Here is a 14,153-nt window from a genome sequence, read left to right as displayed (position 1 = left end):
TCCGCGGTCGTCGCGGCCGCGCTCGCCCCGGACGACACCGAGTCGATGTCGGTCGCCGTCGACGGCGACACGATCGAGGCGGCGATCGAGCGCCCGACCACGGGCGGACTCCGGTCGACCGTCGACGACTACGTGGTGAACCTCCGGGTCGCCGATCGAGTTATCGAGTCCGCGGGGCCGGCGGCAACCGGGTCGTCGACGACGGAGCCGGGTGCGGACGCGGACACCGACACCGACGCGGGGGCGAAGACGAGCCCGGACGCCAACGCGGACACCGGCACCAACGCGGACACCGACACCAACGGGGACACCGACACCAACGCGGACACCGACACCAACGCGGACACCGACACCAACGCAGACACCGACACCAACGCAGACATCAACACATGAGCGAACGATCAGTATCCAAGAGCAGAGGACAGAAACGCTGGTACGACGTACTGGCACCCGAACAGTTCGATCGCGCGGTGCTCGGCGAGACGCTCGCCGAGGAGCCCGACCAGGTGGTCGGCCGCACGATCACGACCACGCTGGGCGAGCTCACCGGTGACTCCAGCGCGAACAACACCAAACTCACGTTCAAGATCACCGACGTGGGCAGCGACACGGCGTACACCGAGTTCATCACGTACGAGCTGACGCGTGATTACCTGCGCTCGCTCGTCCGGCGCGGCGCGTCGAAGGTCGAGGCGTCGATCACGGTCGTGACGACCGACGATTACCGGATCCGTGTCCAGCCCGTCGCGTTGACGACCAAGAAGGCGGACCGCTCCCAAGAGAAGGCGATCCGTCGCGTCATGATCGACAAGGTCCACGCCGCCGCCGAGGAACGCACCTTCGAGGCGTTCGTGGACGCGATCATCGACGGTAACCTCTCGTCGGCGATCTACGGCGAGGCGAAGACGATCTACCCGCTGCGCCGCGTCGAGGTCCAGAAGCTGACCCTCGAGGCGCGCCCCGAGGAGATCGCCGCCGAGGAGGAGGCCGCCGTCGACGTCGACGCCGACGAAGTGGCCGTCGACAGCGAGTAGGTCGCCGTCGAGCGCGACACGACCGACCGGCTTTTCCGTTTATCACCCACGTAGCGACAGAAGCGGCGACACCGCCCTCACTCGATGGAGCGAACCAGCTGCTTGCGATACGGCTCGAAGCCGCATTTCTCGTAGAACGCGAGCGCGCGCTCGTTGTCGACATCGACGTCGAGCCGGAGCTGGCCACAGTCCTGTTCGCGGGCGTCGACGAGCGCGCGCTCCAGCAGGCGGTCGGCGAGTCCGGTGCCGCGGTACGGCTCCGCGACGTACAGCTCGCCGATCACGAGCCGGTCCGGGCGGTCGAACACGTCGGGACACGCGTCAACGCTCGTGAACAGGATCCCGACGAGATCGAGCCGGGGGTCGGTCAGCGGCGCGGTCGCGGGGTCGACGCCGGTGTCCTCGCTGCCATCGCGGTCGGCGGGGTCGTTATCGCGGTCGTCGGAGTCGTTATCGCGGTCGTCGGGGTCGCCATCGGCATCGGTCGCGGTGACGACGACCCAGCCGCGGAACCCGTCCTCGGCGAGTCTATCGCGGGTGAACGCGACGTTCCGTTCGATGAACCACTCGTCGGGTTCGTCCGCCAGCGCGTGTGCGTCGGCGGCGTCCGCGAGGTCTCGATGGTAGGGAAGCCATAGATCGGTCGCGAACCGCCGAAGCGCGTCGTCCATCGCGGGGAGTCGCCGGAACTTCATACCACAGCGAGCTCGGACGGCCAACAAGAACGCTTCGAGAACGGGTGGACGGGGGAGGACGCCTAACGGGGAGGACGGTAAACGAGGAGGCTGACGCGAATGCGGGCTATGCGTTCGGCGGCGTCACCAGCGGTTCGATCTCCTCGTGGTCGAAGCGGCCGAGGATCTCCCCGTCGATAGTTTTGAAGTAGCTCGGCAACGCGCCCTCTTCGGCAGCCGCCTCCGACATCCCCTGCCCCGTCGTCATGTCGTACGAACAGGGGACGACGATCGCCCGTTTCGCGTCCGGATCGATCAGTTCGAGAATGACGAACATCACGCCGTTGACGGAGGTCCCATACACGAGGAACTCGTCGAACCCGTCCGGGTCGAATGCCTCCGAGAACCGGTCGGCATAGTTGTTCGGCAACACGTGCATCAGCCCGAACCGATCGTGCTCGCCCATGTCCTTACTGACCGTGTCGGTGTGAGCGGACATGACGTACGTCACCGCCCAGTCGTCCTCCTCCCGTTCATCGACCAGCATTCGTGCCTCTTCGAGGGTCCGCTCCCACGTTTTCGTGTGCGCCTCGCCGAGGCTCTCACGGCGACGGACGAAGGGGTCCTGCTCCTCGTGTGACATCGTATCGAGTGGTCGCGGGGCGGGCGGCATAACTCTTTTCGAGCCGGGTCTTATGCGACCCCGAAGCCGACTTCCATCACGACGGACGCGAACAGGGTGAGAACGCCGCCGAGAAAGGTCTTGCCCGCGACCCGAACACGCTCGGTCGGCGGCGGAGTCCGGATCCAGCGAACCGGTGGCACCGACGCGACCGCCCGCTGGAAGCGAGTCCGTCGAGTGCCCGACAGCGATTCCCCTTCCTCTTCGCCTCGTTTGGGCCACAACCGGACCGTGGCGTAGCCGACGAGGACCCATCCCGAGAGGAACGTGAAGAACTTCCCACGGACGAACCCGCCGCCGGTCGCGATCCCGAGCACGACCGCGGCGGTCGTCACCACGGCGGTGAGGACGAGCGCGTAGCCGATCGCGTCGACCCACACGCGGAACGAGCGACGGACGCGGCTGTGTGACGGGAGTCGCATCCACCTAGTGCCGGTCGTCGAGAACGGGTGCAGGTTCGCGGAACCGGTCATCGTGGCGGTGACAGTAGCTCTCCCGACCGGCATCGCTGACGGTGTAGTACGCCGGTTCGATCGTCTCGTCGCCGCCGTCCGGATCGACGCCGTCACAGATGCTTCCGAACTCCGCGTCGAGGGCGTCGAGCGCGCGCTGTTCGTCGTGGTCCCCGGCGATCTCGGCGACACGCTGGAGAACGTCCTCGGCGTCCGGGGGCACGTCGAGGTGACCGAACAGCTCCTCGTACGTCTCGTCCATCGTCGCGAACCGGGTTTCCATGTCGAACCGTTCACGGAGCCGTTCCCGGATCGACCGGGTGGCACGCATCCGTTCACGGAGGATCTCCCGGAGTGCGTTGATCCCGTCCCAGATCTCGTCGTCTAGGTCCTCGTACTCCTTCGGGCGTATCCGCGCGGGACAGCGCGTACTGAACGGACACCCGTTCGGCGGGTATCGGGGGTTCGGCGGCGTCCCGTGCAACGTGATCCGGTCACGACGCTGTGTCGGGTCGGGTTTGGGGATCGCCGACAGCAACGCGTGCGTGTACGGGTTCGCGGGATCGGTGAACAGCTCCTCCGTCGGCCCGATCTCCATGATGTTCCCGAGGTACATCACCGCGACCCGGTCACAGATGTGCCGGACGACGGAGAGGTCGTGTGCGATGAACAGGTACGTGAGGTCGAGCTCGTCTTGGAGCTCCTCGAGGAGGTTGATGATCTCCGCCTGGACCGAGACGTCGAGCGCGCTCACCGGCTCGTCGAGCACGATGAACTCCGGATTGAGCGCGAGGGTGCGAGCGATCCCGATCCGCTGGCGCTGCCCGCCCGAGAACTGGTGTGGATACCGGAAGTAGTGTTCCGGTGAGAGGCCGACCTGATCGAGCAGCTGTTTCACACGGTTTCGTCGCTCGCGGGGCGTTTTCCAGCCGTGGACATCGAGCGGTTCACGGACGATCTCACCGACCGTCATCCGGTCGTTCAGGCTCGAGTCAGGGTCCTGGAACACCATCTGTGCGTTCCGCCGCCACTCGTAGAGGTCGTCCCCTCTGAGCTCGGTGATGTCGGTGCCGTCGAACAGCACCTCACCACCGGTCGCCTTCTCCAGCTGGATGAGGGTCCGTCCGAGCGTCGTCTTGCCACACCCCGACTCGCCGACGAGACCGAGCGTCTCGCCGCGGTAGATGTCGAAACTGACGCCGTCGACCGCTTTGACCGGGCGGTCGTTGAAGATCCCGCCGCTCTCGTAGTACGTCTGTAGGTCGCGGAGCTGAACCATCGTCTCCCGACCCGTACTGTCCGTGCCGTCGTCCCGTACCCCGTCCGGAGGGGCTTCTATCGTGTCTCCGCTCATTTTTCCTCACCTGCTTGGTTCCGCCGGCTGTGTCTGGCCACCGCCTCCGCTGTCGGCACGTCCGATGGGTACAAGAGACAGGACGCAGTGTGGTCGGATTCGCCCTCCGATTCGACGCGTATCGGTACCGGGTGGACCTCGTGGCACTCGTCGAACGCCTTGGGACATCGCGGGGCGAACCGACAGTACGTGGCCGGTTCGTTCGGCGTTGGGACGCTTCCCTCGATCGTCGAGAGCTTTCCGTCGACGTTTCCACCGGGGATCGACTCGAGCAATCCGCGCGTGTACGGGTGTTTCGGGTCCTCAAACAGCGGTATCACGTCCGCGGATTCGACGATCTCGCCGGCGTACATCACGTTCACACGGTCGGACACCTCGGCTATCACGCCCATGTCGTGTGTGATGAACATGATCGAGACGTCACGTGATTCCTGGATCTCGGCGAGCAGATCGAGGATCTGCGCCTGGATGGTGACGTCGAGCGCCGTCGTCGGCTCGTCGCAGATCAGCATCTCCGGCTCACACGCGAGCGCCATCGCGATCACCGCCCGTTGACGCATCCCCCCGGAGAACTGGTGAGGGTACTCGTCGACTCGGCGGCGAGCGTCCGGAATGCCAACGGCCTCGAGGAGGTCCGCGGCCTCCTGTGTCGCCTCCTTGCCGCGGATCCCCTGGTGTTGTCTGAGCGACTCCTTGATCTGGTTACCGACCGTGTACACGGGGTTCAGGCTCGTCAGCGGGTCCTGAAACACCATCGCGATCCGCCCGCCGCGCATCTTCCGCTGTGGCTCGCCCGACAGCCGACTGATCTCGATGAATCCGCCCCGTATCTCCTCCGGCGTCGACGCGGAGCCGTCCGTGACGAACACGCACTCGGTACCGCTCGTCAACCCGATCTCGTCCGTGTAGCCGGCCGCCGCCACGTCGACGAGTGGCACTGACGCCGGGTCTGCGTAACCGAACTCCTCCGGAGTCGCGGCCGTCGATCCGAACAGTTCGTCCGGATCGTACGCTGCCTCGAGGTCGGCGATATCGACCGTTCGTTTCGAGAACTCGTCCGCGAACGCCCGGACCGCTTCGATACCCCGATATCGGATGCTGCTGCCCCGGAGGACGCGCCCGGGTGACTCGATGAGCCCCATCAGCGACCGGGCGGTCACGCTCTTACCGCTGCCGGACTCGCCGACGATCCCGACCGTCTCGCCGGGGTCGATATCGAAGGAGATCCCGTCGACGGCACGGATCGTCTCCTTCTCGGTGAAGAAGGCGGTCTGGAGGTTCCTCACGTCGATGAGCGGCCCGTCGGCGGACGACCGAGCCGCGGCAGTCGGTCCCGAGGAGCCGACGGCGTCCTCGCGATCGTCGATCGCCATCAGGCACCACCTCCGGCGGTCGCCGCCTCGCTCTCGTCGACGTCGGCCTCGGGGTCGATCGCGTCGCGGATCGCGTCACCGAGCGCGTTGAACGCGACGACGACGAAGACGATAGCGAGCCCCGGGATCGTCGCGACGTGCCACGAGGACGTGGCGACGAACGACTGCCCGCCGTTGATCAGCCGCCCCCACTCGGGGGTCGGGGGGTTGATCCCGAGTCCGAGGAAGGTCAGCGCCGCCGTGGAGATGATGACGCCGCCGATGAGCAGCGACGCGTAGATCAGGATATACCCCGCGATGTACGGAGCCATGTGCTTCCGCATGGTGCGTAACGGGGTCTGACCGTAGCTCTTCGCGGCGTCGACCCACTCCTGTTCGGCGACCTGTAACGACGGCCCACGGATCGCCCGCCACATCCCCGGCCAAAGGGTGAAGGCAAATATCAGTGCTAACAGGAATCCACCGTCAAGTGGCTGTGCCAGTGGATGATTCCCCTGCTGGAAGATGACGGAGAGCAACATGATCAACAGTAGGGCTGGCACCGCCTGTATCGTGTCGCTCGTGAGCACCGTCGCGATATCGGTTATGCCCTTGTAGTAGGCGGCGAGCAGCGAGAGCACGACCGCAGTGAGCGCGCCGAGGATGATGGCCGTCAACGCGATCACGAGCGACGTCCGTGCGCCGTACGATAGGTGTGTCATCATGTCTTGGCCTCTGTTGGTCGTGCCCATCGGTGCCCATCGTCCGTAGTCGTCGTAGCTCATGACCCCGATGGTGTTCTGCCCGTCCGATCGGCTGTCGAGGTTCGCGAACACGTGTGTGATCGCCTCGACCTCGCCGTCCTCTGATAGGTACTCGAACTCGTGGGAGTTCGGCTCGTAGATGTTGTGCTGGGCTTCCACCGGGCTGACCGCGGGTGCCCACAGTGCGAGCACGACGAACAGGAACACGATCGCGAACCCGAACAGCCCCCAGTAGTTGCTTCGGAACCGACGGATCGTGTCGTCGGTCGGCGTCCAGTCGGCCGCGCGGTAGTGCTCCCGGTAGATATCAAACCCGCGCCACGCCCAGATCAGACACAGCGTGGCGTACACGAGGACGAGCGCGGTTCGGATACCCCACGCCCACGCCGGGGAGAGACCCATAAACGTCCCCTCCCAGCCGCCACTCGGGGTTCGGTGTCCCTGGTTCGGGATCGTCTCACGGCTAGTGAGCGCCGGGAGCGACGAGGCCAAGGAGTCGACAGTGCTCGTGAGCACCCCCGCCGCGCTGGAAAAGAGCCCGCCGACCGGTGTTAACGCCAACAGCGCCGCACCAGCCGCGAAGGTGGCGAGCAATCCGACGCGTTTCGCCCGGCGGCGACGACTCCGAGAGAGGTCGGTCCCGAGCGCGTCGACGACGCGATCCGGGACGTATCCCGCGAACGGGATCGTGATCGCGGCCAACATCACGAGCGCCGTGATGCCCGCGGCGACCGAACCGACCACCGATCCCGCCGCTTCGCCGACGTTCCCACCGACGTAGCCGGGGACATCCGCGAGCCCACCGAGCAGGAACGCGAGGATATCCAAGGTCTGGCCGATCCCGTGGAACACGCGCCCGATCTCGAGGAGCGCTAGTATGACCACGCCGCCGACCCAGATCAGGGCGGGTCGCGGGTTCTCCACGAGGAGGTCACGGAACGGTTTGTCGCTGCCCTCCGCCTCATACTCCGGGTTCTGTTGTGTCGAACTCATTTATCGTACCCCACACGCGGGTCGATGACGGTGTACAGGAAGTCCTGTAGGATGTTCAAAAACAGGATTATCAGCGTGAAAATGAACAACAGCGCTCCCGCCATCGGGAGGTCACCCTGCGTGATCGACTGGAAGAATATCCGGCCGAGCCCGTTGATGTTGAAGATCTGTTCGACGATGACGGAGCCACCGATCAGCAGGAACGCCTCGCTGGTGATGACGGGCAACAGCGGGATCAGGGAGTTCCGGAAGATGTGCTTCCAGACGATCACGCGGTTCGTCAACCCCTTCGCTTTCGCCGTCTCGACGAAGTTCGCGTTGATCGTCTCCAACATCGCGGTCCGGCCGATACGGAGCTCCGCCGCCATCGACGCGGACCCGAGGATGACCGCCGCCGGCAGGATGAGCTTGACGTCGATGAACAGTCCCGTCCAGTCGTTGACGTAGGGGACGGGAAGGAACAAGACGTCGGTCGTCGAGACCCAGCCCAAGTCCGGCGTTCCGGTGATACTGATCCCTCGCTCGGTGAAGTCGGGACCGAAGGTGTACCAGTCGAACCCGAACGGGCCGCCGCCGTCCCGTGTCCGCCGGAGCGCAGCCAGCGCTAACACGCACAGCCAGAAGTTCGGCAGCGCCTGCCAGAGGATACCCCCGAACGAGGCGGTGTAATCGCCCCACGAGTTCGGGTTAAGTCCGGCGTAAAAGCCGAGGGGGATCCCGATGAACAGCGGTAGCAGGATCGCCCAGAAGCCTAACCAGAGCGTCGGTGGGGCGGAGTTGATCACGATGTCGAGGATGTCACGCTCCGCCTGAACGACCCACGACTGGCCGAAGTCGAACGTCAGAAAGCTCGTGACGAAATCGACGTACTGTTCCCACAAGGGATCATTGAGCCCCAGGCGTTCGCGCATCAGCTCCGCGTCCGTCCCGTCCGCCTCCGGACCTAATCGGGCCGTAACGGGGTCGATCGGGCCCATCCGGAGCATGATGAACAGGAACGTCAGTACCATAAACAGTACCGGGACCGTGAGCAGGATGCGCTTGATAAAGTACTCCCAACGCGTCATCGCGGCTCACACGGGGTCGTGATCGTGAGTATCATGGCTTACACTAATATCAGAGGGTGTTTGAGGAGCTATCTAAAGGCTTCGGGAGGGCCCGAAGCGCAGTGACGGTTACTGTTCGATCGTGGTCGTGTTGTACTGCTGCCAGTGCGCGCCGAGCGCTCCAGTGGCCGGTACATCGACGTAGTCGTACCAGAACCGCTCGGTAAAGCCGTGGTACAGGGGCACTAACACGGCGTCGTCGCGGACGGCCTCCTCCATCTCGACGTAGGCCTCCTGGCGGAGCCCCTCGTCTTCCGGCAGCGGGTTGTCGACCGCGCGCTCCCACGCTTCCTGGGCCTTGTCGGCGTTGTCGCTCTCACCGAGCTGGGTATGCCAGTCGAGGTAGAACCCGTCGGTCTCACCGGGCATCGTGCTGGTGTTGGTGTTCTCCGGTTCGAGCTGGAAGCTGCCGTACGGCGCGGCCGGCCAGCTCCAGATCCAGCCGAGCGTGTACATCTCGAGGTCGCCGTCCTCACCACGGTTCTGGAGCACGGAGAACTCGGACTGTTCGAGCTCCATGTCGACCCCGCTGCCGGCGAGTAGATCGCGGATGAGCTCGGCCGCGGTCTCGAACACTTCGCTCACGTACGTCGTGAGCGTGATCTCGGCCGGGTCGTCAGCGGTAAAGCCGGCGTCCTCGAGCACCGACTGTGCCCCCTGGAGGTCGCTCTCCCCGAGGCTATACGGATAGTCGTCGACGAAGCTGTTGTAGCCGTCCGCGCCCGTGGGCCAGATCCCCGGCGGGAGGAAGCTGTACGCCGGCGTCCCGCGGCCCGCGAACACGTCCTCAACGACCTGTTCCTTGTCGAGGACGTACGCGACCGCCTGCCGAACCGCACGGTCGGTGTTGGAGGCGTTGAACCCGAAGTAGAACGTACTGAGCTCCGAGATACCGATATAGTTGACCTCCTCGTTCAGCTCGCCGGCGGGGCCGTACGTCCCGACCTCCCGGTTCCGGTCGTCGGTTTCCGCGTCGATCGCGTCCGGTTCGTACGCGAACGTCGGGATCTCGAAGATGTCCGCGTTTTGCTCGAGCGCGTACGTCCACGCGGCCTGATCGTCCTCGATGATCTCCCAGTGGACCGCGGGAACCTCGGCGACGTGTCCGTAGTAGTCGTCGTTCCGGACGACACGGACCTCCTCGTCGACGTCGAAGTAGTCGAGCTCGAACGGGCCGGTCCCATTGGCCACCTCGGTGCTGAACTCCTGGTGGGTGACCTCACCGTCGTACCCCTCGATGTCGCCGACGTACCCCTCGGGAATAATCGAGAAGCTGCTGTACGCGAGCACGTCGAGCGCGTCGGGGTTCGGACCGACGAGTTCGAGTTCGACCGTCTGGTCGTCGACGGCTTCGACGGCGAGTGTGCCCGGTTCGGGGCTGCCATCGTCATCGAGTTCGACATCGATACCGAGCCCGACCGGCTGATTGAGGCTGAAGCTCCGGCGTTCGGTGTTGGGCGATTCGACGGTCCGCCGCCAGGAGTACACCACGTCGTCCGCAGTTACGTCGCTGCCGTCGTGGAACGTCACGTCGTCGCGGACGGTGAACGTCCACGTCGTCCCGTCTTCGGAGACGTCGAACTCCTCGAGGAGTTGGTTCTCGATCTCGGGGACGCCGTTGGGGAAGGCGGTCAGGTTCTCGTAGAGCTGCGTGATGACGGCGGAGGACGCCGTGTCCGTCGACATGATCGGGTCCAGCTCGTCGAACGTGCTGTTGATCAGGTTGAGCTCGGAGGTGTCGGGCTCGCCGTCACCCGGGTCCGTACCGTCGTCATCGGCACCATCGTCGTCGGCACCGTCGTCATCATCACCCGGGTCGTCGGCGCAACCGGCGAGGGCGACCGCCGTCCCTCCACCGAGGAGGCCGAGGACGCGGCGGCGGTTCGTGCTGTCGAGTTCCGATTCTGGGTCTGAGTCCAGCATATCTTGATTGTTCAGACATAACTACATAAATCCTTCCCGGTATGTCAACAACCTTCAGGTACCCAGTACACAAAAGAAAGGGTTTCAAAAGAAGTATTTATAGTATTTTATAACAGAATAAAAGTGGGCCGGCGGAGGCGAAACCTTGAAACGCCGCTCGGGCGCAGAAAACGTATGGAACTGCGGGTCATCGAGAAGACCGACACGGAACTCCGTATCGAGATCGCGGGCGAGGATCACACGTTCATGAACGTACTCAAGGGCGTACTGTTGGAGGCTGACGACGTCGATGCCGCGACGTACGACATGAATCCGGAACAGTCCGGCGGCCAGACCGAGCCGGTCCTCACTGTGAAATCCGAAACCGTCGATCCGCTCGACGCCGTCGAAGACGCGGCCGCGTCGATCACCGACCGGACCGCCGCGCTCCGCGACGCCGTCACCGCGGCCTGAACGAGCGATCGTCCGAACGGGCTGCCGGGATTTGCGTTTCCCTCGAACATCGCGTGTCGACCCCGATCGCTCCGGCGATACACGAGCCGAGGGGCATACCTAAGTACCGACTCGCGTAACCGTGGGGTATGTCACCGAGCGTGCTTATGCTGGGATGGGGGTATCCGCCGAACATCACCGGCGGGTTGGACGTCCACGTCGGGGAGCTGTTCTCCGGGCTTCGGGACGAGTACGATGTCGACGCCAAGCTGGTGTTGCCGGCGGAGCTCGCTCCCGAGGACGAGCAGGGCGTCGAAGGCGTCGAGACCGGCGAGGGCGACGTCGCCACTCGCGTCGGTCGGCTCAGCGATCGTTTCGTCGAGCTCGCACCCGAGTACGACGTGATCCACACTCACGACTGGTTCGGGTACGGCCCCGGCCGGGAGGCGGCACGCGCTTCGGACGCGACGTGGGTCTCATCGTTCCACTCGCTGGCGAGCGACCGGAACATCGATCCGCCGAAACGCGAGGTCGAAACGGAGCGGCGGTTGGCCAACGCCGCCGACACGAACATTTCCGTCAGCGAGATCGTCCGCGAGGACGTCAAGGAGCTGTACGGTGCCGACTCCCGCGTCGTGTACAACGGGTTCTCGAAGCCGAAGTTCTCGGGGAAGGACGTCCGGGCGGACCTCGGGATCGACGGCGAGATGCTCTTCTTCGTCGGTCGTCACACGGATCAGAAGGGGATCTCCCACCTGCTGTACGCGATGAAGAAGCTGCGCGGTCGCGACGTGACGCTCGTCGTCGGCGGCTCCGGTCACCAGACGGAGCAGCTGAAGCGGTTCGCCGAGCTGATCGGTATCGAAGAGAAGGTGGAGTTCGTCGGCTACGTTCCGGAGGCCGAGCTCGGCGACTACTACGCCGCCTCGGACGCGTTCGTCTCGCCGTCCTTCTCCGAGCCGTTCGGGATCACGATCACGGAAGCGCTCGAAGCCGGGACGCAGGTCGTGTCGACCCGCTGTGGGGCCGCGGAGATCCTGCCGGAGGACTGTCTGGTCGAGGTCACGCCCGACTCCGAGTCGATCGTCGACGGGCTCGTGACCGCGCTGAACCGGGAGTCGCCCCCCGAGTACGAGCGACGCGACTGGTCGGAAGTCGCCGGCGACACCCTCGAGATCTACGAGGACGTCGCGTAGTCGACGCCTAGTTCTCCCGGTACACGTCGATCTCGGTGACCGGTTCGGGGTGGCGGATCCGGAACCCATCCGCCGTCTCCATCACGCCGCGGGTGCTTTCGACGGCTCCACGGTACGGCGTCCCGTCGCCGTCTCTCGGTTCTTCGCCACTGTACGGGGACGTGTACGGCGACGCGTACGGGGAGTCGTCGAGCGGCTCGTCGAAGCTCTCCGGCGGGAGGTAGATCCGTTCGCCGTCAGCCGAGCGGACGACCACGGCCATATCTCGCGTCCCGGTCACGTCGATGACCGTTCGGTTCCCGGTTACTCGCGTGTCGATGGCGACCTCGCCCGACTCGATCTCGTCCATATGAGGGCCTGTGTCCGGGAGGGGATTAATGCTACCGACGGTGAACCCTTTTGTGCGGTCGCGTCGAACTCCCGACCGATGGACGTCAACAGCCATGCCGAGGAGCTCGCCTCCGACCTCGGCGTCGACAAAGCGGAGGTCAAAGCGGACCTCGAGAACCTACTGGAGTACAGCGTCCCGATAGACGAGGCCAAACAGAGCGTGCGCCGGAAACACGGCGGCGGTGGCGGCGGGTCGAGCCCGACGCCCGACGCGGCCGACCTCGCGGATATCACGACCGACCACAGTAACGTCACCGTCACTGTTCGCGTGCTCACGCGCGGGACCCGAACCATCCGGTATCAGGGGGACGACCTCACGATCCGCGAGGGGGAGCTGGCGGACGGGACGGGAACGATCTCCTACACCGCCTGGCAGGACTTCGGCTTCGAGCCGGGCGACTCGCTGACGATCGGCAACGCCGGCGTCCGCGAGTGGGACGGGGAGCCGGAGCTCAACCTCAACGAGTCGACGACGGTCGCGATCGCGGACGAACCGGTCGACGTCGACCACGGGATCGGCGGGGACCGAGACCTCGTCGAGATCGCGGCCGGCGACCGCGGCCGCAACGTTGAGGTTCGCGTGCTCGAGGCGGAGTCGAAGACCATCTCGGGTCGCGACGGCGAGACCGACATCCTCGAAGGGGTCGTCGGCGACGAGACCGCAAAGCTCCCGTTCACCGACTGGGACCCGTCCCCCGAGCTGGAGCCCGGTGCGGACCTCCGGATCGAGGACGTGTACGTCCGGGAGTTCCGTGGCGTTCCCTCGATCAACCTCACCGAGTTCACGACCGTCACACCACTGTCCGACCCCGTCGCCGTCGCCGACGACGCGCCGCGACTCCCCGTCGCGGAGGCGGTCGACTCCGGTGGAATGTTCGATGTCGAGCTCGTCGGCAACGTGCTCGAAGTGCGTGACGGCTCCGGGCTGATCGAGCGCTGTCCGGAGTGCGGACGGGTCGTACAGAACGGGCAGTGCCGGAGCCACGGCGAGGTGGACGGGGAGGACGACCTCCGCGTGAAGGCGATCCTCGACGACGGCACCGCCACCGTCACCGTCGTGCTCGACGACGATCTGACGGCGGCGGTGTACGGCGGCGGCCTCGAGGACGCGCTGGCGGCCGCGAAAGAGGCAATGGACAAGGACGTGGTCGCCGAGGCGATCGCGGACGAGCTCGTCGGCGGCGCGTATCGCGTCCGCGGCAGCCTCTCGGTCGACGAGTACGGTGCGACGCTCGACGCGACCGCGTTCGAGGTGGCGGACGACGATCCCGCAGACGTCGCTCGGGCGGCGCTCGCGGAGGTGGGCGAATGAGCGACGACGGCCCGGGAACTCGGGAGGTCGCCTATCGGCTGTTCGCCGCGGAGTTCGACGACGCCTCGCTTTCGTACTCCGAGAGCGACGAGGAGCGCGCGCCCAACTACGTCGTCACGCCGACCGGCGCGCGCGTGAACCGGCTGTTCGTCGCCGGCGTGCTCACCGAGGTCGAGCGCGTCAACGACGAGACGAGCCGCGGGCGCGTCGTCGACCCCTCCGCCGCGTTCGTCACGTACGCCGGGCAGTACCAGCCCGACGAGGCGGCGTTCCTCGAACGCGCCGAGCCGCCGACGTTCGTCGCGCTAACCGGGAAGGCACGGACGTTCGAGCCGGAGGATTCCGATCAGGTGTTCACCTCCGTGCGCCCCGAGAGCCTCAACGAGGTCGACGCGAACGTCCGTGACCGCTGGGTCGTCTCCGCCGCGGAGTCGACGCTCGACCGGCTCGCGGTGTTCGCGGCGGCGCTGGAGTCGGAGCTGCGCGGCG

15 protein-coding genes are annotated in these 14,153 nt (G+C 65.5%); 6 read left to right on the top strand and 9 right to left on the bottom strand.

From position 1 onward, the window contains the following. Both ACFQEU_RS05345 and ACFQEU_RS05340 read left to right on the top strand, forming a co-directional pair. A partial coding sequence (locus ACFQEU_RS05345) for a KEOPS complex subunit Pcc1 (RefSeq protein ID WP_379780008.1) occupies nucleotides 1-393 on the top strand: 393 nt, incomplete at its 5' end. Continuing rightward, nucleotides 390-1,034, top strand: coding sequence for a 30S ribosomal protein S3ae (locus tag ACFQEU_RS05340; RefSeq protein WP_379780006.1), 645 nt, complete (start codon nucleotides 390-392; stop codon nucleotides 1,032-1,034). The genes ACFQEU_RS05345 and ACFQEU_RS05340, both read left to right, overlap by 4 nt. A gap of 77 nt (nucleotides 1,035-1,111) precedes the next feature. Here the strand turns inward: ACFQEU_RS05340 and ACFQEU_RS05335 are convergent, their stop codons facing one another. The 8 genes from ACFQEU_RS05335 to ACFQEU_RS05300 all read right to left on the bottom strand — a co-directional run bounded on the left by ACFQEU_RS05335 (nucleotide 1,112) and on the right by ACFQEU_RS05300 (nucleotide 10,334). Then, nucleotides 1,112-1,729: a GNAT family N-acetyltransferase gene (locus ACFQEU_RS05335; protein ID WP_379780004.1), complete on the bottom strand. Its 618-nt coding sequence runs from the start codon at nucleotides 1,727-1,729 to the stop codon at nucleotides 1,112-1,114. A gap of 106 nt (nucleotides 1,730-1,835) precedes the next feature. Beyond that, nucleotides 1,836-2,351: a DUF7529 family protein gene (locus ACFQEU_RS05330; RefSeq protein ID WP_379780002.1), complete on the bottom strand. Its 516-nt coding sequence runs from the start codon at nucleotides 2,349-2,351 to the stop codon at nucleotides 1,836-1,838. A 50-nt stretch (nucleotides 2,352-2,401) separates the two neighbouring features. Next, nucleotides 2,402-2,812, bottom strand: a complete 411-nt coding sequence (locus ACFQEU_RS05325) for a DUF7555 family protein (protein WP_379780000.1) — start codon at nucleotides 2,810-2,812, stop codon at nucleotides 2,402-2,404. Between the two features lie 4 nt (nucleotides 2,813-2,816). Further along, on the bottom strand, nucleotides 2,817-4,196 hold the full coding sequence (locus ACFQEU_RS05320) for an ABC transporter ATP-binding protein (RefSeq protein ID WP_379779998.1): 1,380 nt from the start codon (nucleotides 4,194-4,196) through the stop codon (nucleotides 2,817-2,819). Continuing rightward, nucleotides 4,193-5,569, bottom strand: coding sequence for an ABC transporter ATP-binding protein (locus ACFQEU_RS05315; RefSeq protein WP_379779996.1), 1,377 nt, complete (start codon nucleotides 5,567-5,569; stop codon nucleotides 4,193-4,195). The genes ACFQEU_RS05320 and ACFQEU_RS05315 overlap by 4 nt, the downstream gene beginning before the upstream one ends. After that, on the bottom strand, nucleotides 5,569-7,305 hold the full coding sequence (locus ACFQEU_RS05310) for an ABC transporter permease (RefSeq protein ID WP_379779994.1): 1,737 nt from the start codon (nucleotides 7,303-7,305) through the stop codon (nucleotides 5,569-5,571). The genes ACFQEU_RS05315 and ACFQEU_RS05310 overlap by 1 nt, the downstream gene beginning before the upstream one ends. Continuing rightward, nucleotides 7,302-8,372, bottom strand: coding sequence for an ABC transporter permease (locus ACFQEU_RS05305; protein WP_379779992.1), 1,071 nt, complete (start codon nucleotides 8,370-8,372; stop codon nucleotides 7,302-7,304). The genes ACFQEU_RS05310 and ACFQEU_RS05305 overlap by 4 nt, the downstream gene beginning before the upstream one ends. 108 nt (nucleotides 8,373-8,480) lie before the next feature. After that, entirely contained in the window at nucleotides 8,481-10,334 is a 1,854-nt protein-coding gene (locus ACFQEU_RS05300) for an ABC transporter substrate-binding protein (RefSeq protein WP_379779990.1), read from the bottom strand. A gap of 174 nt (nucleotides 10,335-10,508) precedes the next feature. Between ACFQEU_RS05300 and ACFQEU_RS05295 the strand changes: the two genes are divergently transcribed. Beyond that, the gene (locus ACFQEU_RS05295; RefSeq protein ID WP_379779988.1) at nucleotides 10,509-10,787 is read left to right on the top strand and encodes a DNA-directed RNA polymerase subunit L; all 279 of its coding nucleotides are present in this window, start codon (nucleotides 10,509-10,511) and stop codon (nucleotides 10,785-10,787) included. 146 nt (nucleotides 10,788-10,933) lie between these two features. Continuing rightward, on the top strand, nucleotides 10,934-11,962 hold the full coding sequence (locus tag ACFQEU_RS05290; RefSeq protein ID WP_379780010.1) for a glycosyltransferase family 4 protein: 1,029 nt from the start codon (nucleotides 10,934-10,936) through the stop codon (nucleotides 11,960-11,962). 7 nt (nucleotides 11,963-11,969) lie between these two features. Here the strand turns inward: ACFQEU_RS05290 and ACFQEU_RS05285 are convergent, their stop codons facing one another. Next, the gene (locus ACFQEU_RS05285; RefSeq protein ID WP_379779986.1) at nucleotides 11,970-12,311 is read right to left on the bottom strand and encodes a DUF7510 family protein; all 342 of its coding nucleotides are present in this window, start codon (nucleotides 12,309-12,311) and stop codon (nucleotides 11,970-11,972) included. Nucleotides 12,312-12,389: 78 nt separating this feature from the next. On the opposite strand from ACFQEU_RS05285, the gene ACFQEU_RS05280 reads away from it, so the two are divergent. Both ACFQEU_RS05280 and ACFQEU_RS05275 read left to right on the top strand, forming a co-directional pair. Further along, a complete protein-coding gene (locus ACFQEU_RS05280) occupies nucleotides 12,390-13,664 on the top strand; it encodes a Single-stranded DNA binding protein (protein ID WP_379779984.1) in 1,275 nt (424 codons plus the stop codon). Beyond that, nucleotides 13,661-14,153 (top strand): RPA family protein (locus tag ACFQEU_RS05275; protein ID WP_379779982.1); only part of this gene is annotated, 493 nt, incomplete at its 3' end. The genes ACFQEU_RS05280 and ACFQEU_RS05275, both read left to right, overlap by 4 nt.

The sequence above is a fragment of the Halorubrum tibetense genome, from assembly GCF_042661865.1.
Classification (GTDB): Archaea; Halobacteriota; Halobacteria; order Halobacteriales; family Haloferacaceae; genus Halorubrum; species Halorubrum tibetense.
Note: the sequence above shows the minus strand (reverse complement) of the source record. Positions and strands in the feature narration are given on the sequence as shown.

Excerpts from the sequence above, each read along its gene's own strand:
- ACFQEU_RS05340 (WP_379780006.1), top strand. The coding sequence starts at position 390 with ATGAGCGAACGATCAGTATCCAAGAGCAGAGGACAGAAACGCTGGTAC.
- ACFQEU_RS05335 (WP_379780004.1), bottom strand. The coding sequence starts at position 1,729 with ATGAAGTTCCGGCGACTCCCCGCGATGGACGACGCGCTTCGGCGGTTC.
- ACFQEU_RS05330 (WP_379780002.1), bottom strand. The coding sequence starts at position 2,351 with ATGTCACACGAGGAGCAGGACCCCTTCGTCCGTCGCCGTGAGAGCCTC.
- ACFQEU_RS05325 (WP_379780000.1), bottom strand. The coding sequence starts at position 2,812 with ATGCGACTCCCGTCACACAGCCGCGTCCGTCGCTCGTTCCGCGTGTGG.
- ACFQEU_RS05320 (WP_379779998.1), bottom strand. The coding sequence starts at position 4,196 with ATGAGCGGAGACACGATAGAAGCCCCTCCGGACGGGGTACGGGACGAC.
- ACFQEU_RS05315 (WP_379779996.1), bottom strand. The coding sequence starts at position 5,569 with ATGGCGATCGACGATCGCGAGGACGCCGTCGGCTCCTCGGGACCGACT.
- ACFQEU_RS05310 (WP_379779994.1), bottom strand. The coding sequence starts at position 7,305 with ATGAGTTCGACACAACAGAACCCGGAGTATGAGGCGGAGGGCAGCGAC.
- ACFQEU_RS05305 (WP_379779992.1), bottom strand. The coding sequence starts at position 8,372 with ATGACGCGTTGGGAGTACTTTATCAAGCGCATCCTGCTCACGGTCCCG.
- ACFQEU_RS05300 (WP_379779990.1), bottom strand. The coding sequence starts at position 10,334 with ATGCTGGACTCAGACCCAGAATCGGAACTCGACAGCACGAACCGCCGC.
- ACFQEU_RS05295 (WP_379779988.1), top strand. The coding sequence starts at position 10,509 with ATGGAACTGCGGGTCATCGAGAAGACCGACACGGAACTCCGTATCGAG.
- ACFQEU_RS05290 (WP_379780010.1), top strand. The coding sequence starts at position 10,934 with ATGCTGGGATGGGGGTATCCGCCGAACATCACCGGCGGGTTGGACGTC.
- ACFQEU_RS05285 (WP_379779986.1), bottom strand. The coding sequence starts at position 12,311 with ATGGACGAGATCGAGTCGGGCGAGGTCGCCATCGACACGCGAGTAACC.
- ACFQEU_RS05280 (WP_379779984.1), top strand. The coding sequence starts at position 12,390 with ATGGACGTCAACAGCCATGCCGAGGAGCTCGCCTCCGACCTCGGCGTC.